Raw genomic sequence first — 25,358 nt, forward strand, 5'->3', positions numbered from 1 at the left:
CATTTTTATGATCCTTGTATCAGTTATGACCAATATTCAGCTATTCGTCAAGTGAACTGGATAATATTTAAACGGGTGCACCTGAATGAAAGCGAAACTCTGGATCTGGACTTAAGATAAGCTCGGCTTCAATTTCACCAAAAAAGCGCACGCGATCACTGATATCTTGGTTAGCGATTTTAGCAGCTAGACTTAAGTAATCTTCAAAGTGCCGCGCTTCAGAGCGTAGCAGCGAGATGTAAAAATCAGCCAGGGGTTTATCGAGAAAAGGAGCAATTTTCGCAAAACGCTCACAAGAGCGGGCTTCAATATAAGCACCGCAAATTAACTTATCAATAAGCGCATTAGGTTCAAAGGTACTAACATGGCGCAACATGCCTCTGGCATAGCGACTGGAGGTGATTTTGTCGTACGCTATGCCATAATGTTGCATCATTTCTAATACTTGGTAAAAGTGATGTAGCTCTTCTTTAATTAGCAACACCATTTTATCAACTAATTCTTGGCCATAGTTTGAATCTGCTTTTGGCAGCATGGATTTTTTTAGTTTTATATCGGCCAGTTGCGTCCAATCACCTTGCTGGCGATAAGTATAATCTTCATAAGGCTTTAGCCATTGCAATAAGGCAGTGCCGCTTTGTTCATCAACGACATAGCGGCGAATTAAATACATAGCCGATTGTGCTGCTTTTAACTCGCAGACTAAATGATCAGTGAGTAATACGGCTAGATTCTCAGGTTTGCGTGCAGAGTCAATCCAAGAGTCTGGTGTAGTGCAGTGTAAAAAGTGATTAATAGGTGCAAGTAGCGACTGCAAAACAATCCCCTTAAATTTAAATTAGTGCTAATAAAGGCGTAGTAACGACATAAATGGATATTTAGTTAGCCAAGGGCGAGAAATGTAACTGCCACTGCTTTGCGCTAACGAATAAATAACTACTTTGGCTATACCAGTCACCCAGTACATAGCGTTGGCCAGTTTGACCATTTAGCGCGACTTGATGTACAGCAGGGCGGTGGGTATGGCCATGAATTAACTTATCCACTTTAGCCTGTTGCATAACATGAATCACTTCCTCTGGGGTAACATCCATGATCTGTTGCTGATTATTATTATTATATTGCTGCTTATGTTTAGCGCTGCGTAAGCGTGCTTTTTTGGCTAAATGCTGGCGCAACTTTAAAGGCAAGTTAAGCATAATAAACTGCCACCAAGGCTGGTTCCACCATTTGCGAAATTTTTGATAGGCAATATCTAAGGTACAAAGGCTGTCACCATGCATAATAAGCGTAGGCGTGCCGTATAAGTCAATCACCTGCTCTGGTGGTAACAGTGTCATTCCACAGCGTTTGGCATAAGCTTGGCGTAAAAAAAAGTCACGATTGCCATGAATAAAAAACAGCTGAGTACCATTATCACTCAGCTGTTTAAGTGCAGTGGCGACTTCGGCCACGAGTGGCTCGGGATTATCATCGCCAATCCAAACATCAAATAGATCACCTAAAATATACAGCGCCTCAGCCTTTACAGCGGTAGTGTGCAAAAATTGCAAAAAGGCTGCTGTAATATCAGGCCGCTGTGCCGATAAATGAATATCGGCAATAAATAGGCTGTATGGTGTTTCTAAAAGTGGCTGCACGTTATTATGGGCTTAAGCTTCAAGTACGGCTTTTTCAATAATAACCGGCTTAACAGGCACATCGGCATGACCATGAGAGTGCGTTGTTGCTACTTTTTTGATGCTATCAACAACATCCATTCCTTCAACTACTTCACCAAAAACACAGTAACCCCAACCAGCGCTAGTTTCTGAGCTGTGGTTTAAAAAGTCGTTATCGCCGACATTGATAAAGAATTGGTTTGAAGCTGAATGCGGATCATTAGTACGGGCCATGGCTATAGTGCCTTTTTTATTGGCAACGTTGTTATTAGCTTCATTTTTGATTGGCGCTTTTGCTGTTTTTTGGTTCATATCAGCAGTAAAGCCACCACCTTGGATCATAAAACCATCGATAACACGGTGGAATATTGTATTATCGTAAAAACCTTCTTTAACGTAATTGGTGAAGTTTTCTGCGGTAACAGGCGCTTTGTCGGCAAAAAGTTGTAATTTAATAACGCCATAGTTGGTATGTAAGCTGATCATAAAAATTCCTCTTCATATAAGTGGCATTATTCTACCTGAGCAAGCGCAAATCATAAAGCAAAGATAGCCGGATAAAGGTGCCAGTGATACACTATTAGAAAACACATTGATGCAACAATTTTGGCCATGCGAGGCCAGTTTGAGGACAAGATGCTACATATATTTAATACCTTAACTAGAAAAAAACAGCTATTCACCCCAATAGAACCCGGCAAAGTAGGGCTTTATGTTTGTGGTATTACAATATATGACCACTGCCATGTTGGCCATGCCAGAACCTATGTTGCCTTTGATGTTATTAATCGCTATTTACGTTTCTCTGGTTACGATGTGACTTATGTACGTAACATTACTGATGTTGACGATAAAATTATTAATCGTGCAGCAGAAAACAATGAAAGCTGTGATGCACTTACCGCGCGTTTTACTAAAGCCATGCATGACGATTTTGCAGCATTAGGTTTGTTACCTGCCGATATTGAGCCAAGAGTAACCACACATATGGCTGAAATTATTAGCATGATTGAACAGCTCGAGGCTAAAGGCTATGCTTATGAGGCTGATGGTGATGTGTTGTTTGATGTCAGTAAATATAAAGCCTATGGCGAATTAAGTCAGCAGAATTTAGAGATGCTGCAGTCTGGCTCGCGGGTGGAAGTGGCAGACAATAAACAAAACCCATTAGACTTTGTATTGTGGAAATCGGTGAAACCGGGGGAGCCATTTTGGCAATCGCCATGGGGTGACGGCCGACCAGGTTGGCATATTGAATGTTCAGCAATGAGTGCTAAACATTTAGGCCAACATTTTGATATTCACGGCGGTGGCTCAGACTTACAATTCCCACATCATGAGAATGAAATTGCCCAATCAACCTGTGCTCATGATCATAAGTATGTTAATACCTGGATCCATACGGGGATGGTGCAAGTAGACAAAGAAAAAATGTCTAAGTCGTTAGGCAACTTCTTTACTGTAAAAGATGTGCTAGCAACCTATAACCCAGAATCAGTTCGCTACTTTTTATTATCTAGCCATTATCGTAGCCAGCTTAATTATTCAGCTGAAAACTTAGAACAAGCTCATTCTGCTTTAGGCCGTTTATACACAGCATTACGCAATGTAGTACCAAGTGAAAGCATCGATATGAATAGTCACTATATTGCTCAGTTTAAAGCCGCGATGGATGATGATTTTAATACCCCAGAAGCACTACCGGTATTATTTGAGCTAGCCAAAGAGGTTAATCGTTTTAAAGAAACAGAACCGGCAAAAGCTAAAAAATTAGCTGCTGAGTTAAAATTGCTCGCTGGCGTCTTAGGATTATTGCAAGGCAGCGCAGAGCAATTCTTGCAATCAGGCACTTCAGATGATGATGTGGCAGAAATTGAAGCCTTAATTGCTCAGCGTAATCAAGCGCGGACCAACAAAGATTGGGCCGCAGCAGATGCTGCAAGAGATGCATTAACCGCTAAAGGCATTATTGTTGAAGATAAAAACGGTGTGACCACTTGGCGCAAAGGCTAACTTTGCTCAGTTATAATCGCTTTGAGTTATAGACAATAAAAAACCGCCTAAAGGCGGTTTTTTATTGTTTTTGAATTAATGCTTGTCGTGATATAGCTGGCAAGCTTCAAGGGTGTTTTCTATTAAACTGGCTACTGTCATCGGGCCAACACCACCAGGTACTGGTGTGATATAACGCGCACGCTCTGCCGCTTTATCATATTCAATATCGCCAACCAGTTTGCCGTTATCCATGCGGTTAATGCCAACATCAATAACTAAGGCGCCAGGCTTAATCCAGTCACCGGGAATAAATTCAGCGCGACCTACAGCAACAATTAATAAATCAGCTCGGCGAACATGCTGCTCTAAATTCTTAGTAAACTTATGACATACCGTCGCGGTACAACCGGCTAGTAATAACTCTAATGCCATAGGGCGGCCAACAATATTTGAAGCACCTACCACAACGGCATCCATGCTTTTTATATCAACACCGGTACTTTGCAATAGCGTCATAATACCTTTAGGGGTGCAAGAGCGTAGGGCAGGCATACGTTGGGCTAGACGGCCTATATTATATGGATGAAAGCCATCAACATCTTTATTTGGGTGAATGCGCTCTAGTACGGCAGAGACATCGATACCTGCAGGTAAAGGTAATTGAACTAAAATACCATCAACCGTTTTATCTTGGTTTAACGTATCAATTAACTCGAGTAACTGCGTTTCAGTTGTGTCGCTGGGTAAGTCGTAAGATACAGAGTGAAAACCAACTTCTTCACAAGCTTTACGCTTACTACCAACATAAACCTGAGAGGCGGCATCTAAACCGACTAAGATGACAGCTAAACCCGGTGGACGGCGCCCGGCGGCTACACGCGCTCGAACTTGCGCTGCTACAGTGTCTTTTGTTGCTTGTGCTACGGCTTTACCGTCAATGATTTGTGCTGTCATCTAAATGCTATCTCTGCTGTATATATGATGGCGCTATTTTCGCACAGGTTGCAGCATAACTCTATCCCGTATTGTGAGTTGTTTTTTATACAATAGGTTCAAATAATAGGCAGTCAGTTGTTTTATGTGAAAAAAGGTTTGACCCTTTGCTTCGTCAGCTGTAATATTCTGCCCCGTTGCTCTAGTGCAACAGCGTCGGTGATTAGCGCAGCTTGGTAGCGCACTTGGTTTGGGTCCAAGGGGTCGCAGGTTCAAATCCTGCATCACCGACCAAATTTTAAATTTAGAGTAGTAAACTTATTTTCATACTTTAAAATTAGAAGCTAGCTGGTAGGGTTTTGATTATGCGCCCGTAGCTCAGTCGGATAGAGCAACGGCCTTCTAAGCCGTGGGTCATAGGTTCGAATCCTATCGGGCGCGCCATAACAAGCGTTGCAAGTCTAGCAAAATTAGTAAGGTTTCAGTGGTGGTTGTAGCTCAGTTGGTAGAGCCCCGGATTGTGATTCCGGTTGTCGTGGGTTCGAACCCCATCATCCACCCCATTCTTTGTTGTCGGTGATTAGCGCAGCTTGGTAGCGCACTTGGTTTGGGTCCAAGGGGTCGCAGGTTCAAATCCTGCATCACCGACCATTTCTTAAAAATTCAACACTCAACACTCAACACTCAACATTCAAAATCAACACACTTCTTTTCTATTATTGTATTTTTTTGTTAATGCCAATAGGCTAAAAGTAAATTGTTATCTATTATTAATTAACTCAATGCATTTATTTTAGGCTAATTAATGGTAATAGCAGAAACACCACGTCTTAAAATTCGTCATTTTACAGCGGCAGATACTCAGTTTACCTTGCAGTTATTAAATGAACCTTCCTTTATCAATAACATCGCTGATCGCGAGGTTAGAAATGAACGCGATGCTCTGAATTATTTAGTGAATGGTCCAATAAAAAGCTATCAGCAGCATGGTTATGGTTTATTTCTTGTTGAAGGCTGTACTGATGGTCAGGCTATGGGTATTTGTGGTTTAATTTACCGTCAAGCTTTGCAAGAAACCGATATTGGCTTTGCTTTTTTGCCTAAATTTTGTCGTCAAGGTTATGCAACCGAAGCTGCTAAGGCGGTAATTCATTATGGTTATAATCAATTAAACTTATCCCGAATAATTGGCTTAACACACGCAGCTAATGTGGAATCTATTAATTTACTTAGTAAGTTAGGTTTGCAGTATGAAAAAACAGTCCAATTAGAGTCAAGTCCGCGCCAAGTTATGCTTTTCTCTTAACTTTAAAAGTGAGCGCAATTTGTAATTTTATTACACTATCCTGTCATTCTCATTGTTTATAATAGGCATAGATTATATTTATGTCTAATTTATCTTGTTGAATTTTAAAGATTAAATCTTTGTTCTGCCTTTCTCGTGCTGCTGATTTTTTAGCCTGAGGTGGTGCTGGGTTACGGATTTTGCTATTATCTCGCTCGAACAACCAATGGAGGAGTTATGATTAACCCAAGCTGGCGTCGAGTAGTGCTTAAAGTTGGCAGTGCTTTAATCGCGCCAGAAAACCAGGGCTGTAGTGAACAGTTTTTACGTCCAATTGCTGAATTTATTCGGCAGTGTCGACTTCAAGATGTTGAAGTCATTCTTGTTTCGTCAGGCAGTGTTGCAGCGGGACGTCATCATTTTAATTTTCAGCATCAGCGTGTTCCTTTAGCTTTAAAACGTGCTATGGCAGCAGTTGGCCAAAGCGAGCTTATGAATTTTTGGAGCCGCTGCTTTGATTTCCCTTGTGCGCAAGTGTTATTAACGCATGGTGACTTAAGTGATCGTGTGCGTCATGTTAATATTCAAAACACCTTACAACGCTTATTAGATCATAAAGTGCTGCCTATCGTGAATGAAAATGACACGATAGCAACCGATGAGATAAAAGTGGGTGATAATGATAATTTAGCGGCTATGGTTGCTACGGTATCTCATGCTGATGCATTGATTATCTGTTCTGATGTGGATGGTTTATATACTGCGGATCCTAATAAAGACCCTAATGCAACGTTAATTGCTGAAGTTGATCATATTACGCCTGAAATTTATGCATTAGCAGGTGGTGCAACCTCTAGTGTTGGTACTGGCGGTATGCGCACAAAGATTGAAGCGGCTGAAAAAGCGGCTGCCCATGGTATAGATACGTTAATTATTGACGGCCATAAAGCAGATAGTTTTTCTGATTTATTAGCAGGAGAGAACCCTGGCACTATCTTCTTTGGTCAAGAAACACCAATGTCAGCGAAAAAACATTGGGTGCGCCATACTTTACGTTCTAAAGGTGAAATATGGGTAGACGATGGCTGTATAGAAGCGTTGCGCTCTCATGGTGCCTCGTTACTTTGTAGCGGCATTGTTGATATTAACGGTGAGTTTGAATCAGGTGATGCGGTGTTAATTCGTTGTGCTAACGGCAAACGAAAAATTGCTAAAGGTGTTACTCGGTTTAGTGCTAGTGAGTTATTTTCGATTAAAGGTCAACAAAGCCGAGATATAGAGTCTTGTATTGGTTATTGTCCTACAGGCAGTGATGCCGTAATTCACCGTAGTGAAATGATGTTATTGGAGAGAATATGAGTACGGATGTTGCAGCAATGATTGCTGCTAAAGCGTCAAAAGCAGCTAAGGCAGTTGCTAATTTAACGACTGAAGAAAAGAATTTTGTATTACAAAGCATGGCGAATCATATTCGTGAAGCGACAGCAGATATTTTAGCGGCTAATAAAGATGAAGTTGCCACTGCCGTTAGTAACGATACTAGTGCTGCGATGATAGACCGTTTAACGTTAACGGAACAACGAATTGAATCAATGGCAAGTGCCATTGAGCAAATTATTGCCCTTGACGATCCTGTAGGTAAAACCCGGTTTATTGAACAGCGTCCTAACGGCATTAATATTGAAAAACGCCGGATTGCTTTAGGCGTAATTTGTATGATTTATGAAGCGCGTCCTAATGTAACAGCCGATGCAGGTGCCTTGTGCTTTAAAGCCGGTAACGCTGTTATTTTACGTTGTGGCCGTGAAGCTATTCAAACGAGCTTAGCGATAGCCAAAGCGATGCAACAAGCATTACGCGAGCATAAGTTGCCGGATGAAGTTATTAGTATAGTGCCTGATCCAGATCGCGATTTAATGTTAGGACTATTAAAGCAAGAACAATATATTGACTTAGTGATCCCTCGTGGTGGTGAAGGTTTAATTCGCTTTGTGACTGAGCATAGCCGGATACCTGTCATTCAGCATTATAAAGGCGTCTGTCACTTATATATTGATCAAAGTGCAGATTTAGACATGGGCCTTAATTTACTATTAAACGGTAAAGTTCAGCGTCCTGGTGTTTGTAATGCATTAGAAGGCTTATTGGTAAATAAACATGTTGCTGCTGATTTTTTACCTAAAGCAAGTGCAGCCTTAGCTGAGCATAACGTGATTATTCATGCTTGTAAGCAAAGTGTTGATTACTTTAACCAAGCCCAGCTAATTGAAGACAATGAGTTTGGTCAAGAGTATTTAGCGCCTGAAATTGCTATTCGTATTGTCGATGATATGGACCATGCTATTGAACATATTGATCGCTTTGGTAGCCAGCACACAGAGGTCATTTGTACTCGTGATCAAGCCAATGCCGAGCGCTTTATTCGCCAGGTTGATTCAGCTGTTGTTATGCACAATAGTTCTTCACGTTTTTCTGATGGCGGTGAATTGGGTTTAGGTGCTGAAATTGGCATATCTACCAGTAAGCTTCACGCTTATGGGCCTATGGGATTAGAAGCTTTAACCACTGAAAAGTATGTGGTTACAGGAACAGGCCAAACTCGTAGCTAAATTAGTTGCAAGTAAAATTTAAAACGCAGCTTGGTTACTCAATAACCATGCTGCGTTTTTTAATCTTAATTTGTTATAAAAAGGCATAATTTTGGGACTCGACCTCAGCCGATTAGCTCGCTATAATGCCGCGTCCTTTTTTATAACAGACTAGTAAACGTTATTAAACCAAGCTAGATCATATTACTACGGCGTAGCGTAAACGCCCTATATTGAATTTGAGGAAACAAGATGCAAGTTTCAGTTGAAACCACTCAAGGTTTAGAGCGCCGTGTAACTATTACCGTGCCAGCCGAAAAAATTGATAACGAAGTAAAAGGTCGTCTACGTGACTTGGCTAAACGCCAACGTATTGATGGCTTCCGTCCAGGTAAGGCTCCGGTTTCCTTGATCCAAAAGCGCTATGGCCAGTCGGTATTACAAGAAGTTGCTTCTGAGCAAATGCAACGTCACTTTTATGAAGCTATCATTGAAAATAAATTAAACCCAGCAGGCGCACCTACTTTTACTCCTGGTGAGTTAAGCCAAGGTAAAGCATTAGAGTTCACTGCAACGTTTGAAGTTTACCCAGAAGTTGAAGTACAAAACTTAGATAAAATTGCTGTAACTAAGCCAGTAGTTGAAATTACTGACGAAGATATGAGCAAAATGTTAGACACTTTACGTAAGCAACATGCTACGTGGGAAGAGAAATCTGACGCTGCAGCTGCAGGCGATAAAGTTGAAATTGATTTTGTTGGTTCTATCGATGGCGAAGAGTTCGAAGGTGGCAAAGCGAATAATTTTGAATTAGAGCTTGGTCAAAATCGGATGATCCCAGGTTTTGAAGATGGCATTATTGGTAAAAAAGCCGGTGAAGAAGTAACGGTAGAAGTTAACTTCCCTGAAGATTACCATGCGGAGAACTTAAAAGGTAAAGCTGCCAGTTTTGTTATTACTGTAAATAAAGTTCAACAGCAAGTTTTACCTGAATTAAACGATGAATTTGCCGGTTTATTCGGTTTAGAAACAGCTTCAGTTGATGCACTGAAAGTTGAAGTTCGTAAAAACATGAACCGTGAGCTAGAGCAAAATATTAAAGCTAAAGTTAAAGAGCAAGTTATCAAAGGTTTATTAGAGCATAATGAATTAGATGTTCCTGCTGCTTTAGTTGAAGGTGAAGTTGACGTTTTACGTAAACAAGCCATGCAACGTTTTGGCAATAATATTGACCCTAAAAATTTACCTGAATTACCAGCATCTTTATTTGAAGAGCAAGCTAAAGATCGGGTTAAAGTAGGTTTATTATTAGGTGAAGTAATCAAAACTAATGAACTTAAAGTCGATGAAGACAAAGTTAAACAGTTAATTGATTCTGTTGCTTCAGCTTATGAAGATCCACAAGAAGTTGTAGAATACTACAACGGTAATAAAGAATTAATGCAAAGCATGCGTAATGTTGCGTTAGAAGAGCAAGCAATTGATTTGATATTAGCTAAAGCTAATGTTACTGAAGAAAAAGCGGCTTTTGACGAAATAATGAATCCGCAAGCTGCTCAGTAAGTTGACTTATTGAGTCACGACAGTTTTAATGGCTCGAACAACAGTTCGGGCCATTTTATTTTTAGGCACTGCTTAGTAGTTATTTAGAGGGAACCTCATTTTATGTCTATGCCACAACATCTGAACGATTTAGTCAGCGCGTTAGTTCCTATGGTGATAGAGCAAACGGCGAAAGGCGAACGCTCGTATGATATTTATTCTCGGTTATTAAAAGAACGTGTTATTTTTTTAACTGGTCAGGTTGAAGATCATATGGCCAACCTTATCGTGGCTCAGTTATTATTTTTAGAGTCTGAAAACCCAGAAAAAGATATTTATATTTATATTAATTCGCCAGGTGGCTCTGTCACTGCGGGTTTATCAATTTATGATACAATGCGCTATATTAAGCCTGATATCGCAACAGTTTGTGTTGGCCAAGCCGCTAGTATGGGTGCATTCTTATTATCGGGCGGCACTAAAGGTAAACGCTATTGCTTGCCAAATGCGCGCGTTATGATTCACCAGCCTTTAGGCGGTTTTCAAGGTCAAGCTACTGATTTTGATATCCATGCTCGTGAAATTTTAAATATTAGAGAAAAGCTAAACCGTTTAATGGCTGAGCACTCAGGTAAAAGTTATGAGCAAGTATGCAAAGATACTGAGCGTGATAACTTCTTAAGTGCACAACAGGCCTTGGATTATGGCCTAGTTGACGCCATATTGACTAATAGAGATACAAAGTAACAGAAACTCAGCAGCCGCTATAAAGCGAACTGCCTTGTAGTGAAGAGGTAATTAGATGTCTGATCGCACCGATGGCGATAAGAGTGGTAAATTGTTGTATTGCTCTTTCTGTGGTAAGTCACAGCATGAAGTGCGTAAGTTAATCGCAGGACCACAAGTTTATATTTGTGATGAATGTGTTGATTTATGCAATGACATAATACGGGAAGAAATAAAGGATATTTCTCCTAAACGTGATGCTGACAAATTGCCGGTGCCGCGCGAGATCCGTACTCATCTTGATGATTATGTAATTGGCCAAGAGCATGCTAAAAAAGTGTTAGCTGTCGCTGTTTACAACCATTACAAACGTTTACGTAATGCAGAACATCAACCTGAAGTTGAGTTAGGTAAGAGTAATATCTTACTGATTGGCCCTACAGGTAGTGGTAAAACATTATTAGCTGAAACCTTAGCGCGTTTATTAGATGTGCCGTTTACTATGGCTGATGCAACAACATTAACTGAAGCCGGTTATGTTGGTGAAGACGTTGAAAATATCATTCAAAAATTACTGCAAAAATGTGATTACGATGTAGAGAAAGCCCAGCGCGGTATTGTCTATATTGATGAAATAGATAAAATTTCACGTAAGTCTGATAATCCATCTATTACCCGTGATGTATCAGGGGAAGGTGTTCAGCAAGCGTTATTAAAGTTAATTGAAGGCACTGTAGCTTCAGTACCCCCACAAGGTGGCCGTAAGCACCCACAGCAAGAGTTTTTACAGGTAGATACCTCTAAGATACTGTTTATCTGTGGTGGTGCTTTTGCTGGCTTAGATAAAGTCATTGAACAACGTTGTGCTAAAGGTTCTGGCATTGGTTTTGGTGCTGAGGTTCGCAGCAAAGAAAGCACGCGCAGCATTAGTGAGTCTTTCCGTGATGTTGAACCTGAAGATTTAGTGAAGTACGGTTTAATTCCTGAGTTTATTGGTCGCTTACCGGTAGTCGCTACCTTAACTGAACTTGATGCTGATGCATTAATTCAAATTCTAAGTGAACCAAAAAATGCGTTAGTTAAACAGTTTGCTGCACTATTCGAAATGGAAAATGTTGAATTAGAGTTTCGTAATGATGCTTTAAAAGCAATAGCTGATAAAGCAATGGAACGTAAAACGGGTGCTCGTGGCTTACGCTCTATAGTTGAGGGTGTATTGTTAGACACTATGTACGAATTACCCTCAATGGAAAATGTCACTAAAGTGGTTATTGATGAAACTGTTATTCGTGGCGAGAGTGATCCGATACTCATTTATCAAGCTAATGATCCAGCAACTGCTGAATCACAGTAAATAAGTATAAAAAATATAAAAAAAGGAGCTGAATCAGCTCCTTTTTCGTATTGCTAATTGAACTTCACTAAATTAACCCCATATACTTAGACATGTTTCGCGGCAAATACCTGTTTCGCGCCCAGCAATAATTAATTTCGAGAGAGAATCAATGACAGTAGAACAAGCTGAACGTTTGCATATGCCAGTATTGGCCCTGCGAGACGTAGTCGTCTATCCCCATATGGTGATCCCACTTTTTGTTGGACGAGCTAAGTCTATCAAGTGCCTTGATGCCGCTATGGAAAATGATAAACAAATATTCTTAGTGGCGCAAAAAGATGCCACCTTGGATGATCCTAGCGTTGATGATATTTACCAAATAGGTACTGTTGCAACTATTTTACAGTTATTAAAGTTACCAGATGGTACTGTTAAAGTATTAGTAGAAGGTAGTCGTCGTGCTCGCATTGCCGAGTTTACAGAAACCGAAGAAACCTTTGCGGCAAATATTGATGTGATTGTTACCGAAGAGCCTGAAGGTCGTGAGCAAGAAGTCTTCTTACGCTCTGCCATTAATCAGTTTGAAGGTTACATTAAACTAAATAAAAAAATCCCACCTGAGGTGTTAACTGCATTAAGTGGTATTGAAGACTTAGCAAGGTTGGCTGATACGATGGCTGCACATATGCCATTAAAAGTTGACGACAAACAAAAAGTACTTGAGCTGTTAGATGTTAAAGAGCGGCTTGAGTATTTAATGGCGATGATGGAAAGCGAAATTGATATTTTACAAGTTGAGCGCCGTATTCGCAGTCGCGTTAAAAAGCAGATGGAAAAAAGCCAGCGCGAGTATTATTTAAACGAACAAATGAAGGCAATCCAGCGTGAGTTGGGTGATCTTGAAGATGCGCCAGATGAGTTTGAAGCCTTAGCTAAAAAAATAGCTGATGTAAAAATGCCTGCCGAAGCGGCAGATAAGGCAAAAGCAGAATTACAAAAGCTAAAAATGATGTCGCCGATGTCAGCAGAAGCGACTGTCGTTCGTAGCTATATCGAATGGCTAACCAATGTGCCGTGGAAAGCCCGCAGTAAAGTTAAAAAAGATTTAGCTGCAGCAGAAAAGATCCTCGATGCTGATCATTACGGTTTAGAAAAAGTTAAAGAGCGTATTGTTGAGTATCTAGCCGTGCAACAGCGGGTTAATAAGCTTAAAGGCCCAATATTGTGCTTAGTTGGCCCACCAGGTGTGGGTAAAACCTCTTTAGGCCAATCGGTAGCCAAAGCAACAGGGCGAAAATATGTGCGTATGGCGCTAGGTGGCGTGCGTGATGAAGCGGAAATTCGTGGTCATCGCCGTACTTATATTGGTTCTATGCCAGGTAAGATTATTCAGAAAATGGCAAAAGTAGGGGTGCGAAACCCACTATTTTTACTCGATGAAATTGACAAGATGGCCTCTGATTTTAGAGGCGATCCGGCGGCCGCTTTATTAGAGGTGTTAGATCCGGAGCAAAACACCTCGTTTAGTGATCATTATCTAGAAGTTGATTATGATTTATCGGATGTGATGTTTTTTGCTACCTCTAATAGCTTAAATATTCCGGCAGCCTTGCTCGATAGAATGGAAGTTATCCGTTTAGCCGGTTACACCGAAGACGAAAAGCTGAATATTGCTAAGCAACATTTAATTTCTAAACAAGTGGGCCGTAACGGCTTAAAAGCAGATGAAATTGTGATTGAAGATAGCGCTATTATTGGCATTATTCGTTATTACACCCGTGAAGCTGGTGTACGTAATCTAGAGCGTGAAATTTCTAAGTTATGTCGTAAAGCGGTTAAACAAATTTTATTAAATAAAAAATTAAAACAAGTTGTTATTAATAACGATAACCTAGAAGAGTTCTTAGGTGTGCAACGTTTTGATTATGGTAAAGCCGACGATAGTAACCGTATTGGCCAAGTAACGGGCTTAGCTTGGACAGAAGTAGGTGGAGACTTATTAACCATTGAAGCGGCTTCGGTGGTAGGTAAAGGTAAGTTAACCTTTACTGGCTCACTAGGTGATGTAATGAAAGAGTCTATTCAAGCTGCGATGACGGTAGTAAGAAGTCGAGCTGAAGGTTTACGGATTAATGAAGACTTTTATGAAAAACGCGATATTCATGTCCATGTACCAGAAGGCGCTACACCAAAAGATGGGCCTAGTGCCGGTATAGGTATGGTTACGGCATTAGTTTCTAGCTTAACCGGTAACCCTGTGCGTGCTGATGTTGCTATGACGGGTGAAATTACGCTGCGTGGTGAAGTATTACCAATAGGTGGTTTAAAAGAGAAGCTGTTAGCTGCACACCGCGGTGGTATTAAACGGGTATTAATTCCTCATGATAACGTGCGCGATTTAAAAGACATCCCTGATAATGTTAAAGGTGATATTGAAATTTGTGCCGTGAAATGGATTGATGAAGTATTAGAATTGGCCCTACAAGAGCCTACAGCACGTGTTTCTGTCGAAAAATCGGTAAAAAAAGCAGCAAAAGGTAAAAAAAGCGAAAAAAATCCGGTTTAGGGGGCTTTTAATTCCGTTAAGCTGTGATAAGTTATGGGCAGTTTAGACGTAGCCCTTATCAGACAAGGGCTACAGTCAAAGCAATAATACTAGCTTTACTGTTTCTTTTTACTTGCAAGCGACCAAGTTGCTTGTTATAACATTGGAACGCACTTACAAGGTTAGTAAAGTGTAGTTGTTGAAAATAATAACAATTGAAGGGGATGATATTGTGAACAAGTCTCAACTTATCGACAAAATTGCTGCTGGTGCAGACATTTCTAAGGCATCAGCGGGTCGTGCTTTAGATTCGTTCATTGATGCGGTTACCGAAGCTCTTAAAGAAGGCGACTCTGTAGCACTAGTTGGTTTTGGAACATACAGTGTGCGCGAGCGCGCAGCTCGTACAGGTCGTAACCCACAAACGGGTGAAACTATCCAAATCGCTGCGGCTAAGATTCCTGCTTTCAAGCCAGGTAAAGCATTAAAAGACGCCTGTAATTAAGCCAAACCTCTGTGATTAACACAGAAATTTGGGCGGAAGTTTAATTTTAAATCCGCAGATGTGTTTCAAATAAAGACAGAAATAACATGGCGGATGTTAGGATAAAGCAACCGTAGCCTTGTAAAGGCTTCTCTAAAAAAAGCGCATCTGTTAAGATGCGTTTTTTTTTACGGCAACAACTAAGTATTGATGTTGCTTCCCAGGCGCTAAGTAGAATAAAGAGATCATACCAAGATGTTAGAAAAAATCAGAGAAGGATCGCAGGGTATAATTGCCAAAATAATACTCGGCTTGGTTATCCTGACATTTGCATTAGCAGGTGTAGGCAGCTATTTAAGTACTCCTGCGGAAGTCAATGTTGCCACAGTGAATGGCGACAAAATTACTCAAAATGAATTTGACCAAGCGTTTCAGAATGAACGCTCTCGCTTGCAGCAGCAATTTGGCGAAATGTACGCTAGTTTAGCTGCTGATCCAGCCTATATGAATAAATTTCGTAGCGATGTTTTAGAGCGTTTAATTGATGAGCGGCTGCAACAACAATTTGCAAATAAGCTAGGCTTAAGAGTAAGCGACGAACAAGTGCGCGATGCAATACGTGGCATGACAGAATTTCAAATTGATGGTCAATTTAATAATGACCGTTATATAGCCTTATTAAGTCAATCTGGCTATCAGCCTGAGCAGTTTCGTGAGTTGATGCGTGACCAAATGTCGCGTAATCAATTATTAATTAGTGTGCTAGGTAGTGACTTTGCTACCGCTAATGAGATGCAACAATTATTGACTTTGCAGCAGCAAAGCCGCGACATAGAGTATGCACGTATTGCATCAGCTGACTTTGTTTCAGAAGTGAATATTACCCAGCAGATGCTGGAAGATTATTACACGACACATATTGGTATGTATCAAACTGAGCAAAGGGTTGCTGTAGAATATGTTGAATTATCAGCTGCAAGCTTAGCTGAAAAAATTGTTATCTCAGAGCAGCAAATTGAACAGTTTTATAATGATAATAAAGCATTATATTCAACTAAGGAGCGCCGTAAAGTTGCGCATATTATGCTTGAATCTGAAGAGGAAGATGCTGCAGTAGAAGCTAAAGCGAACGAGTTATTAGCCAAGTTAAAGTCGGGTGCAGACTTTGCCGAGTTAGCGAAAACCGAATCAGCAGATACATTTTCAGCTGAGAACGGAGGCGAGCTTGATTGGTTAGCCCAAGGCGATATGGATGAAGACTTTGAAGCTGTCGCTTTTGCTTTAAAAAATGAAGGTGACTTAAGCTCGGTGGTTAAAACAGCTTATGGCTATCATATCATTAAGTTGGTTACACTTGAGCCGGCACAACAACAGCCTTTGTCTGAGGTTTCTGCCGAGATTGCAAAACGTTTACAAGAAGACCAAGCTGCTACTGAATTTTATGATGCACAACAGCGTTTAGCTGAAGTAAGCTTTGAAATTCCAGATACGCTAGAAGATGCTGCGTTAGCCATTGATGCGTCAGTTGTTACGACTCCTTTATTTACTCACAGTACAGTAACCGAGCCATTAAATGCACCTGAAATTATGGCAAAAATATTTGATAGTAATTTTATTGCTGAACAAATTAATAGTGATGTTATTGAGCTTGATAAGCAGCACGTTATTGTAGTGCGTGTTATAGAGTCTGAGCCTGCACGTACTCAGGGCCTAGATGAAGTTAAAGTGGCAGTAGAAGCAGCAGTTAAGGCTGAACAAAGCGCAAAAATGGCTGAAGCTAAAGCGCAATCTTTGTTAGCTGAATTTGCTGATGCTGAATTAACGACTATCGCGAAAAGTGCTAACCTGACTGTTGAGAAGTCAGTAAATACACCGCGTTTTGGTGGTACTTTAGATGGTCAAATTCGTGCTAAAGCTTTTGCTATGGCAAGACCCATCGAAAATAAATCAGCCGTTGATATGGTTAAATTAGCCAATGGTGATGTTGCCTTAGTATCAGTGTTAGCCGTTAATGATGCGCAAGTTACTGTAGCACCTACTGCAGAGCAGCTGGACAGTTTAGCTGAACAAAACGCTCAGCAAGCATATGCTGCGGTATTAGCTTCGTTAAAAGCTAAAGCAGAAATTACACGCAACTTACGTGCTAGCCAAGCGAGTGAGTTTTAACGAGTAATAGCTAAAAATCATTACTTTATTATTGATAGTAAAAAGCCGTGTTTCTACACGGCTTTTTTTATATCTGCTTATTTGATACTCAATAAGATTATTCTTGAGTGCTATTGATTAATTTTTTAGTAAAGTCTGATTGCGGTTGGTTAAACACTGTCATGGTGTCAGCATAATCGACCACTTTGCCGTCATGTAACACTAGTAAATCATCGGCAATATGACGAATTAAACGTAAGTGATTAGTTATTAATAGGTAGGCAATGCCGGTACTTTGTTGTAGCTCTAGTAATAAATTGACAATTTGAGCTCGTAAAGAAGGATCTAAGGCGGTTAATGCTTCATCGAGTATAAGCAGTTTAGGATCAAGAATTAACGCTCTAGCGAGCGCTACACGCTGTATTTGGCCACCAGAAAACATATGAGGGTAGTAATCAGCGTGATCATCTAATAAGCCTAATTGCTTTAATATGGCTTGGATTTTTAATTGTCGTTGTTGTGGATCTAAGATAGTACTAAAGCGTAAAACATCATCTAACATTTGGCCAATTTTTTGATGGGGGTTCAGTGTTCGCTCGGCGTCTTGGAAAATAAAGCGGATCACATGATTATATTGTTTAAAGTGGCTAATTTTAACTTTCTCACCGGCCAAGATAATATTGCCCATATCTGGTTTTTCTATGCCAACAAGCAGTTTGGCTAAAGTGCTTTTGCCAGAGCCCGTTTCACCTACAATGGCTAAGGTTTTTCCTGCGTGCAAACTAAAGTTAATATCAGTTAACGCATGAACCGCTTGGCGGCCAAATAAGCCTTTGGAGCTAAAGTAGGTTTTAGATAAATTTTGGACTTCTAATAAGGCAGTCATAGCGATTCTTTTTCTAACAATGGAAAATGGCAGCTGTAATAATGATTGTGTAAACGTTCTAATTTAGGTGTTTTAACACATTCTTTGCGGGCGTTTGGACAGCGGGGGCCTAAACGACAGCCTATAGGTAAATGCTGCAAGACGGGAATACTACCAGGTAACGCATATAACGGTGATTTTGCTGGTAATTCTGGTTGAAATTCCGGCACACTTTTAATTAAGGCATTAGTATAAGGATGAAAGGGTTGTTTAAGGATAGTTGCGGTTTCACCGGCTTCAACAAGCTGACCACAATATAAAACACTGAGGCTTTGCGTATAGCGAGCTATGGTTTCAAGCTCATGACTAATTAATAAAATGGCAGTACCTTTAAGCTGATTAAAGCTCGCTAGTAGCCGAAACAGCTGGGCTTGAGTAGAGCTTTCTAAGGCCGTAGTAGGCTCATCCGCGATAAGTAACTTTGGGCTTTTAGCAACAGCCATAGCGATAGTCACTTTTTGGCAAATCCCCTCGGATAGTTGATAAGGGTAGCTATGGATCACAGCTTTATGATCACGAATGCCAACTTTATGTAATAACGCAATGGCTTTGCGTCGTCTATTATAGCTTCTACGCCACCATGGCCCTTCTAATTGATGATCAGGTATGGCTTCTTCTAGTTGATCAATAATGACGTCGGTTGGATCTAAGCTTAAGCTAGGCTCTTGATAAATCATGGCAATATCACGGCCAATAATTTTTCTCTGTTGAGTTGAATTCATCCGTAATAAATCTTGCCCTGCCCAATGAAACCTGTCGGCAGTCACTTGCCAGCGCTGATTTAACACGCCAACAATGGCTTTGGCTATTAAGCTTTTGCCCGAGCCGGATTCACCAACAAGGCCGCGGATTTCGCCCTCACGTAAGCTAAAGTTAACTTTATCAACGGCGCGGATCATACCATCTGGCGTATTGAGCTCTATGGTTAGGTTTTTAATATCTAATAATAACATTAGCCTTCTCGCCGTTTTTTAATTGCTGTACGTAAACCATCGCCTACTAAATTGACCGATAATACGGCCAAAAATATCAGTAAACCCGGGATGGCTATACTAGTTGGGGCTAAATAAATAAGATCTAAGGAGTCAGCAATCATAGTTCCCCATTCTGCTGTAGGTGCTTGAGCACCTAAACCTAAAAAGCCTAAGGCAGCAATATCTAGTATTGCGGTTGATAGGGCCATACTTGCCATCAGGGTCAGTTGCTCCCAGGTATTAGGTAAAATAATACGGATAAAAACCTGCCAGTTATTGGCGCCATCTAACCGATAGGCGATAACGTAGTCTTCATTTAATTGGCTACTAATTGCATTGCGGATGCCATGCACAAATTGCGGCAGTAAAGCCAACATAATTGCCCAAGTCGTATTAATTAAGCCTGGGCCTAAAATAGCCACAATTATAATGGCGAGCAATAAAGAGGGAATAGTTAAGGCTAAATCAAGAATATGGTTAAACACACTAGATTTAAAGCCTTTACTCATGCCGGCTAAGGCACCTAACACTATGCCCATAAATAGCGAGCCTAATACGGTAAGCATGGCAATACCAAAGGTATAGCGCGTTCCTATTAGCATGCGAGAAAAAAGATCTCGACCTAAATCATCGGTACCAAAGGGATACTGGATTAAGCCTTGATCTGACCAAGAGGGCGGCACTAACAGTAAGGTATCCATTTGTTGGTTTGGGTCATTTAAAAGCAACAATGGAGCAACGATACTGATTAAAGTGAAGGCACAAAATAATACTAAACCTGCCATGGCACTGTGTTGACGCGAAAACTCACGCCACAGCTGCACCTGAGGTGAGCGTGCAAGTTGCTCATCTGGCAATATACGAATAAACGCCATATTAAGGCTTCCTCGCGAGCGGATTAAAATAAGTATGCAACAGATCAGTAGACATATTGGCACTAATTACTAAGGTTGAAATCATTAGTAAGCCGGCTTGAATAGCAGGGTAATTGCGCTGATAAATACTATCAATTAGCCAATGGCCTAATCCTGGCCAAGAAAAAATAATTTCGGTCATCATGGCCAAGGTTATTAGCGTGCTAAATTGTAAGCCTATTTGCCTAATTACGGGTAATAAGGCGTTTCTTAAGCCGTGACGATATAACACTTGAGCTCGGCTTAGGCCTTTTGCACGCGCAGTTTTAATATAATTTTGCTGTAATACATCAAGCATAGAGTCACGTACAAATCGCAGCATTACCGTGGTTGGAAAGGTGGCTAAAACAATAGTGGGTAATAATAGATGCTGTAAGGCATTATAAAAGGCTTCAGCTTTATAAGGAATGTCAGCGATATAAATATCCCACAGCATAAAGCCACTTTGATGAGGGATTTCATATAAGACATTAATTCTGCCTGCTGTTGGTAGCCAACCTAAGGCTAATGAAAAAATCATGATAAGCAATAAACCCCACCAAAAAATTGGTAAAGAATAACCAGTAATTGCAATGGCTGAAATAGTTTTACTCATCACGCCATCTGGTTTTATAGCAGCAATAATGCCAAGAGGGATACCTATAAAAAACGAAATAAATAAGGCATAAGCGGCTAGTTCTATTGTTGCTGGGGTTAAGTGTTGAATTTCTTGTAGTAAAGGTTGTTGGCTGGCAAAAGACAGGCCCCAATCACCATTGAAAATGCGTTGTAAATAAGCAAAATATTGGGCTACGTAACTGCGATCTAATTGATAGTAATTAGTGAGTTGTACTGCCTGCTCTGGGCTTATTTGGTGTAAGCCACTTAAGTTATTTAAAATATCACCTGGAAATAAATAAGCTAAGCTAAAGGCAAATAAGCTTAAAGCGATAAAAACAAAGGCTAATAAAAATAATCGGCGTAATAAAAAAGCTCTCATTGTTTTACCTTAGTGGCTGTTGCCAAAGAAATACCACCATAGGGGTTAATTGCAACGCCTTTGACATCAATATTTAAAGCTTGAAAGCGCTGAGAATGGGCAATACTTACTAAAGGTACTTGTTCAAAAAGGTATTGCTGTGCTGCCCAATAATAACTTCGTCTTTGTTTTTGATCAGCAGTTAGGATGGCTTGATTAATTAACTGATCAAAACTTTCATCACACCAGTTGGCTCTATTAGTGCCCGTAATTGCTGCGCTGCAGCTAAGCAAAGGGCGAAAAAAGTTATCTGGATCAGCATTGTCAGCCGCCCAACCAATTAACACTGAGTCATGCTCGAAATTAGTGAGTTTACGCCTAAAGCTATTCCATTCGTAGGTTACAATTTTGGCTTTAACACCAATTTGCGCTAAATCGGCTTGGATTAATTCTGCCATTTTAATTGCATTCGGATTATAGAGTCGCTGAACCGGCATGGCCCAAATATCCATATTAAAGCCTTTGCTATAACCGGCTTCTTTTAATAGTGCTTTAGCGGCGATAGGATCATAAGTTGTAGGCTCTAAATTAGGGTTAAATGCCCATGACGTAGGCGGCAGTAGCGAAGTTGCTGGGGTGGCATAGCCGTAATACACCGCTTGCATAATAGCATCGCGGTTAATGGCTAAAGATAACGCTTGGCGAACTTTAATATTGTCAAAGGGGGCTTTTTGAGTATTAAAGGCCCAAAAGCCGACGTTCATATTAGTACTTTCTTGGATATCGACATCGCTGCGCTTACTTATAAGTTTAAGCTCAGGCACCCGAGGATAAGCAATAATGTCACACTCATGGGTTAACAACTTAGCCATACGCCGTGCATTATTAGGCACTATATCAAAAACTAATTGTTCAGGTTTTGCCAACTCGCGCCAATAGTTAGGGTGGCGATGATAGCGAATTAACACATCTTTTTGATATTCTTTAAATAAAAAGGGGCCAGTACCTATGGGCAGTATATCGATAATGGCTGGCGTATTGTTGTCTAGTAATTGCTGCGCATATTCAGCGGATAAAATAGCTGAAAAGTCGGTTGCTAGCATGGATAAAAAAGAACTATTTGGCTGGCTTAGCTTAAATTTAATGGTATAGCTATCTAAAGCAGTGACAGATTCAACTAAGTTAGACCAAGCCACACTTTGAAAGTAGGGGTAACTTCCGCCACCTTGAAAATGATAAGGATGCGTAGGATCACTAATCCGATTAAAGGTAAATACTACATCTTCGGCTTGTAAGGTACGGCTAGGCGTAAAATAATGGGTTTGATGAAACTGAACATTAGCGCGCAAATTAAATAGATATTCAGTGCCGTCGTTGCTTACTTGCCAATTTTTGGCTAAACCAGGAATTAACTCGCCGGTACTAGCGTCAAGATCAAGCAGTCTATCGTAAAGTTGTAAACTAATAGCATCGATAGTTGTGCCTGAGGTTATCAGTTGAGGATTAAAAGACTCAGGTGAACCCTCAGAGCAATAGACGATGCTGGAAGCAAATTGCTCTGGTAATTTTGGATCGCAGGCGCTTAATATGGCACTGCTAGCCAGCAAAGTAACAAGTTTTGTAACCAAACTAACGCTGTTTAGGCAGTATTTGTATTTAGCGTGCTTCATGTTTGCTGGCTTTCCAGTAACTGATACTTTTTCATATAGCCCCGTAATTGATGATAGGTTAAATTAAGTAATTCAGCTGTCTTTTTCTGATTATACTGACTAGCCGCTAAGGCTTGTTTAATTAAGTTAATTTCGTAGTCTTGCGATAAGCTTTTAAAGTCTTGAGCCTGATTAAAATCAATTTTAGCTGTGGGTGTTGCTATTGACTGGCTAGGAGCTGAATTTACAGCTGCAGGGCTAGCACTTTTATCAGTGGCAACAGTATGACTTGTTGTTTGTTGTTTTACCGGCACTGAGGTTAAGTGAGTTTTAGGCCTATAGGGTGACTCAAATGGATCTAGCTGAATATTATGCACTGGAACATAAGCATTATTGGTACGATAGACACTACGTTCTACTACATTTTTTAATTCCCGCACATTACCCGGCCAGTGATGTTCCATTAAGCACCGTTTAGCTTTTTCGCTAAAACCACTAAATAATTCAAAACCTAGCTCTCTTGCCATATTAATAGCAAAGTGTTCGGCAAGATGCATAATATCTTCTGGGCGTTCGCGCAAAGGCGGCAGGGTAATAACGTCAAAAGCTAACCTATCCAGTAAGTCGGCACGAAACCGACCTTGCTCAGCCAATAGCGGTAAATCTTCATTTGTGGCGCAAACTAGCCTTACATCGGTTTTAATTGACCGACTACCACCTACGCGTTCAAACTCGCCGTATTCAATTACTCTGAGTAGTTTTTCTTGAACTAAACTGGGTGTATTTGCCAATTCATCTAAAAATAAGGTGCCACCACTTGCTCGCTCAAAACGACCTTCATGGCGTTTGCTGGCACCGGTAAAGGCACCACTTTCATGGCCAAACAGCTCTGACTCTAGTAGGTTCTCATTTAAAGCGGCACAATTTAAGGTTAAATACTGTTGATCCCAACGTTGAGATAAATAATGTAAGCGAGCAGCTATAAGTTCTTTACCTGTACCTCGCTCGCCAATAATTAACACTGGTTTAGTAAGCGGTGCTACTTGCGAGACCTGATCTAATACATTTAAAAAGCTATTAGACTGACCTAGCAAATTATCCTGTTTGAATTTTCTATTCATTGGCAGCTATTTGTTAGTTAAATTCACTAATTAGTAGTGTATTTCATTATGAGGTTTAGCAACAGTATAGATGAAAAATAAATAAAGTTGTTTAAATTCATTGATTTAATTTTATTTTAAAAGTTGGCAAGGAAACTGAATAAGCTTAGGGGAACTCGACCGTTATTTAATATGAGATATAGAGGTAAATACCATGGGTATATTTTCAAGATTTTCTGACATTATTAACTCGAATATTAATGCATTACTGGATAAAGCAGAAGATCCAGAAAAAATGGTGCGTTTAATTATTCAAGAAATGGAAGATACGTTAGTTGAAGTACGTTCCTCTTCAGCGAAAACCATAGCTGAGAAAAAAGAATTGCAACGGATCATCAATCGTTTGCAAGAGGATGTTGCCGATTGGCAAGCTAAAGCAGAACTGGCTTTAAGTAAAGAGCGAGAAGATTTAGCACGTTCAGCCTTAATTGAGCGTCAAAAGTCAGCAGATAAAGCCGATTTAGTTGCAGCAGATATTGCTAACCTAGATGAGCATATTAGCAAGTTGCAAAGCGAAGTATCACAGTTGCAAGAAAAGTTAGCGGATGCTAAAGCAAGGCAAAAAGCGATGCTAATGCGCCATAGTACGGTGACATCACGTTTAGAGGTGAAGAAAACCTTAGATAGCAATCGTATTAATGATGCTATGTATAAATTTGAACGATATGAGCAAAAAATTGATAGCTTAGAAGCGCAGGTTGAGTCTTATGACATAGGTAAAAAATCATTGCAAGATGAATTTGCTGAGTTAGCAGCACAAGATAAAATTGATAATGAATTAGCGGCTTTAAAAGCGAAAGTAAATAAACAAGATACAGACGCCTGATTTCAGGCGTTTGCGGGAGGTAAGTAATGGGTGGTTTAGAATTTATTGGTGTGCCGTTTATTTTGTTTATGATTTTTGTCGCGCCTATTTGGGTGATAATGCATTATCGAAGTAAGAATAAATTAGGCCAAGGCTTGTCAGATCATGAATTGCAACAGCTAAATGAATTAGCTTTGCGCGCTGAAAAAATGGCTGAACGCATTAATACGCTAGAGGCCATTTTAGATAGCGATAGCCCAAATTGGAGAAACCAGTATGACTAAAGCAAGAGGTGAGTTATTACGTGATGATAGCAATGCCAAAATCGCTGGTGTTTGTGCGGGTATTGCTGATTACTTTGGCTGGGAAGTTTGGTTGGTTAGGATTATTACATTATCCGGACTATTCTTAGGTAGTGGTTTTATTTTTATGCTTTATATTGCGGCTTGGGTGGTGCTGGAAAAAAAGTCGCTGGCGCAGGCTAAACAAAAAACATCAGGGGTTAGCTCTAAAACCTTGACCAAAGAGCGGCATATAGAAGTTAAAACGCGAGTATGGCAACGTGGTGAAGCACCAAAGCAAGCACTTCAGCATTTAAGCCACCAGTTTAATGATATAGAGTTGCGTTTACGAGATATAGAGCGCCATGTAACTTCGACTAAGTTTCAGTTAAATAAAGAATTTAATAATCTATAATCGATATTAAATAGTGTAAATAGAACCAAGGAAGCTG

Annotated in this window: 23 protein-coding genes and 4 tRNA genes; 17 read left to right on the forward strand and 10 right to left on the reverse strand. The window is 40.3% G+C overall.

What is annotated here, in order from left to right; all coding sequences use genetic code 11:
* Window positions 1-67 precede the first annotated feature (67 nt).
* From miaE to ACRCA4_RS04460, 3 genes are all read right to left on the reverse strand, one after another.
* Window positions 68-817, reverse strand: coding sequence for a tRNA isopentenyl-2-thiomethyl-A-37 hydroxylase MiaE (miaE, locus tag ACRCA4_RS04450; protein ID WP_433184753.1), 750 nt, complete (start codon window positions 815-817; stop codon window positions 68-70).
* A gap of 61 nt (window positions 818-878) precedes the next feature.
* The gene (gene lpxH, locus ACRCA4_RS04455; protein ID WP_433184755.1) at window positions 879-1,640 is read right to left on the reverse strand and encodes a UDP-2,3-diacylglucosamine diphosphatase; all 762 of its coding nucleotides are present in this window, start codon (window positions 1,638-1,640) and stop codon (window positions 879-881) included.
* 12 nt (window positions 1,641-1,652) lie between these two features.
* Window positions 1,653-2,147, reverse strand: coding sequence for a peptidylprolyl isomerase (locus ACRCA4_RS04460; protein WP_433184758.1), 495 nt, complete (start codon window positions 2,145-2,147; stop codon window positions 1,653-1,655).
* A 150-nt stretch (window positions 2,148-2,297) separates the two neighbouring features.
* Here ACRCA4_RS04460 and cysS point away from each other — a divergent pair, with 150 nt between their 5' ends.
* On the forward strand, window positions 2,298-3,674 hold the full coding sequence (cysS, locus tag ACRCA4_RS04465; protein ID WP_433184760.1) for a cysteine--tRNA ligase: 1,377 nt from the start codon (window positions 2,298-2,300) through the stop codon (window positions 3,672-3,674).
* Between the two features lie 75 nt (window positions 3,675-3,749).
* Here the strand turns inward: cysS and folD are convergent, their stop codons facing one another.
* On the reverse strand, window positions 3,750-4,610 hold the full coding sequence (gene folD / locus ACRCA4_RS04470) for a bifunctional methylenetetrahydrofolate dehydrogenase/methenyltetrahydrofolate cyclohydrolase FolD (RefSeq protein WP_433184763.1): 861 nt from the start codon (window positions 4,608-4,610) through the stop codon (window positions 3,750-3,752).
* 196 nt (window positions 4,611-4,806) lie between these two features.
* On the opposite strand from folD, the gene ACRCA4_RS04475 reads away from it, so the two are divergent.
* The 13 genes from ACRCA4_RS04475 (at window position 4,807) to ACRCA4_RS04535 (ending at window position 17,261) form a co-directional block, all read left to right on the forward strand.
* Window positions 4,807-4,883 (forward strand) — tRNA-Pro (locus tag ACRCA4_RS04475).
* 73 nt (window positions 4,884-4,956) lie between these two features.
* Window positions 4,957-5,033, forward strand: a tRNA-Arg gene (locus ACRCA4_RS04480).
* Between the two features lie 43 nt (window positions 5,034-5,076).
* Window positions 5,077-5,152, forward strand: a tRNA-His gene (locus tag ACRCA4_RS04485).
* An 11-nt stretch (window positions 5,153-5,163) separates the two neighbouring features.
* Window positions 5,164-5,240, forward strand: a tRNA-Pro gene (locus tag ACRCA4_RS04490).
* A gap of 154 nt (window positions 5,241-5,394) precedes the next feature.
* Complete coding sequence (locus tag ACRCA4_RS04495) at window positions 5,395-5,895, forward strand: GNAT family N-acetyltransferase (RefSeq protein ID WP_433184766.1); 501 nt, start codon at window positions 5,395-5,397, stop codon at window positions 5,893-5,895.
* 216 nt (window positions 5,896-6,111) lie between these two features.
* Entirely contained in the window at window positions 6,112-7,233 is a 1,122-nt protein-coding gene (gene proB / locus ACRCA4_RS04500; RefSeq protein ID WP_433184768.1) for a glutamate 5-kinase, read from the forward strand.
* Window positions 7,230-8,483: a glutamate-5-semialdehyde dehydrogenase gene (locus tag ACRCA4_RS04505; protein ID WP_433184770.1), complete on the forward strand. Its 1,254-nt coding sequence runs from the start codon at window positions 7,230-7,232 to the stop codon at window positions 8,481-8,483. The genes proB and ACRCA4_RS04505 overlap by 4 nt, the downstream gene beginning before the upstream one ends.
* 231 nt (window positions 8,484-8,714) lie before the next feature.
* Complete coding sequence (gene tig, locus ACRCA4_RS04510) at window positions 8,715-10,025, forward strand: trigger factor (protein ID WP_433184773.1); 1,311 nt, start codon at window positions 8,715-8,717, stop codon at window positions 10,023-10,025.
* A gap of 120 nt (window positions 10,026-10,145) precedes the next feature.
* Entirely contained in the window at window positions 10,146-10,751 is a 606-nt protein-coding gene (clpP, locus tag ACRCA4_RS04515) for an ATP-dependent Clp endopeptidase proteolytic subunit ClpP (RefSeq protein WP_433185279.1), read from the forward strand.
* A gap of 55 nt (window positions 10,752-10,806) precedes the next feature.
* Window positions 10,807-12,084 (forward strand): ATP-dependent protease ATP-binding subunit ClpX, encoded by a 1,278-nt coding sequence (gene clpX, locus ACRCA4_RS04520; protein WP_433184776.1) that lies wholly within the window; start codon window positions 10,807-10,809, stop codon window positions 12,082-12,084.
* Window positions 12,085-12,235: 151 nt separating this feature from the next.
* Window positions 12,236-14,632, forward strand: a complete 2,397-nt coding sequence (lon, locus tag ACRCA4_RS04525) for an endopeptidase La (protein ID WP_433184779.1) — start codon at window positions 12,236-12,238, stop codon at window positions 14,630-14,632.
* A gap of 211 nt (window positions 14,633-14,843) precedes the next feature.
* A complete protein-coding gene (gene hupB, locus ACRCA4_RS04530; RefSeq protein WP_433184781.1) occupies window positions 14,844-15,116 on the forward strand; it encodes a nucleoid-associated protein HU-beta in 273 nt (90 codons plus the stop codon).
* Between the two features lie 234 nt (window positions 15,117-15,350).
* The gene (locus tag ACRCA4_RS04535; protein WP_433184784.1) at window positions 15,351-17,261 is read left to right on the forward strand and encodes a SurA N-terminal domain-containing protein; all 1,911 of its coding nucleotides are present in this window, start codon (window positions 15,351-15,353) and stop codon (window positions 17,259-17,261) included.
* 97 nt (window positions 17,262-17,358) lie between these two features.
* Here ACRCA4_RS04535 and ACRCA4_RS04540 read toward each other — a convergent pair whose 3' ends face one another.
* Genes ACRCA4_RS04540 through pspF form a run of 6 tightly spaced genes read right to left on the reverse strand, consistent with a single transcriptional unit; the run spans window position 17,359 to window position 23,781 of the window.
* Window positions 17,359-18,126 carry an ATP-binding cassette domain-containing protein gene (locus ACRCA4_RS04540; protein WP_433184787.1) on the reverse strand — a complete coding sequence of 256 codons (768 nt, stop codon included), beginning with the start codon at window positions 18,124-18,126 and terminating at the stop codon, window positions 17,359-17,361.
* Entirely contained in the window at window positions 18,123-19,118 is a 996-nt protein-coding gene (locus ACRCA4_RS04545; protein WP_433184790.1) for a peptide ABC transporter ATP-binding protein, read from the reverse strand. The genes ACRCA4_RS04540 and ACRCA4_RS04545 overlap by 4 nt, the downstream gene beginning before the upstream one ends.
* Window positions 19,118-20,014: an ABC transporter permease subunit gene (locus ACRCA4_RS04550; protein ID WP_433184793.1), complete on the reverse strand. Its 897-nt coding sequence runs from the start codon at window positions 20,012-20,014 to the stop codon at window positions 19,118-19,120. The genes ACRCA4_RS04545 and ACRCA4_RS04550 overlap by 1 nt, the downstream gene beginning before the upstream one ends.
* Before the next feature lies 1 nt (window position 20,015).
* On the reverse strand, window positions 20,016-21,032 hold the full coding sequence (locus ACRCA4_RS04555; protein ID WP_433184795.1) for an ABC transporter permease: 1,017 nt from the start codon (window positions 21,030-21,032) through the stop codon (window positions 20,016-20,018).
* The gene (locus tag ACRCA4_RS04560) at window positions 21,029-22,639 is read right to left on the reverse strand and encodes an ABC transporter substrate-binding protein (RefSeq protein WP_433184798.1); all 1,611 of its coding nucleotides are present in this window, start codon (window positions 22,637-22,639) and stop codon (window positions 21,029-21,031) included. Before ACRCA4_RS04560 ends, ACRCA4_RS04555 begins: the two co-directional genes overlap by 4 nt.
* Window positions 22,640-22,677: 38 nt before the next feature.
* On the reverse strand, window positions 22,678-23,781 hold the full coding sequence (gene pspF, locus ACRCA4_RS04565) for a phage shock protein operon transcriptional activator (RefSeq protein ID WP_433184801.1): 1,104 nt from the start codon (window positions 23,779-23,781) through the stop codon (window positions 22,678-22,680).
* Window positions 23,782-23,974: 193 nt separating this feature from the next.
* On the opposite strand from pspF, the gene pspA reads away from it, so the two are divergent.
* Genes pspA through pspC form a run of 3 tightly spaced genes read left to right on the forward strand, consistent with a single transcriptional unit; the run spans window position 23,975 to window position 25,321 of the window.
* Window positions 23,975-24,646, forward strand: a complete 672-nt coding sequence (gene pspA / locus ACRCA4_RS04570; protein ID WP_433184804.1) for a phage shock protein PspA — start codon at window positions 23,975-23,977, stop codon at window positions 24,644-24,646.
* A 26-nt stretch (window positions 24,647-24,672) separates the two neighbouring features.
* The gene (pspB, locus tag ACRCA4_RS04575; protein ID WP_433184806.1) at window positions 24,673-24,909 is read left to right on the forward strand and encodes an envelope stress response membrane protein PspB; all 237 of its coding nucleotides are present in this window, start codon (window positions 24,673-24,675) and stop codon (window positions 24,907-24,909) included.
* A complete protein-coding gene (gene pspC / locus ACRCA4_RS04580) occupies window positions 24,902-25,321 on the forward strand; it encodes an envelope stress response membrane protein PspC (RefSeq protein WP_433184809.1) in 420 nt (139 codons plus the stop codon). Before pspB ends, pspC begins: the two co-directional genes overlap by 8 nt.
* Window positions 25,322-25,358: the final 37 nt, after the last annotated feature.

Source organism: Rheinheimera sp. WS51 (genome assembly GCF_050936095.1).
In the GTDB taxonomy this organism is placed as follows: domain Bacteria; phylum Pseudomonadota; class Gammaproteobacteria; order Enterobacterales; family Alteromonadaceae; genus Alishewanella.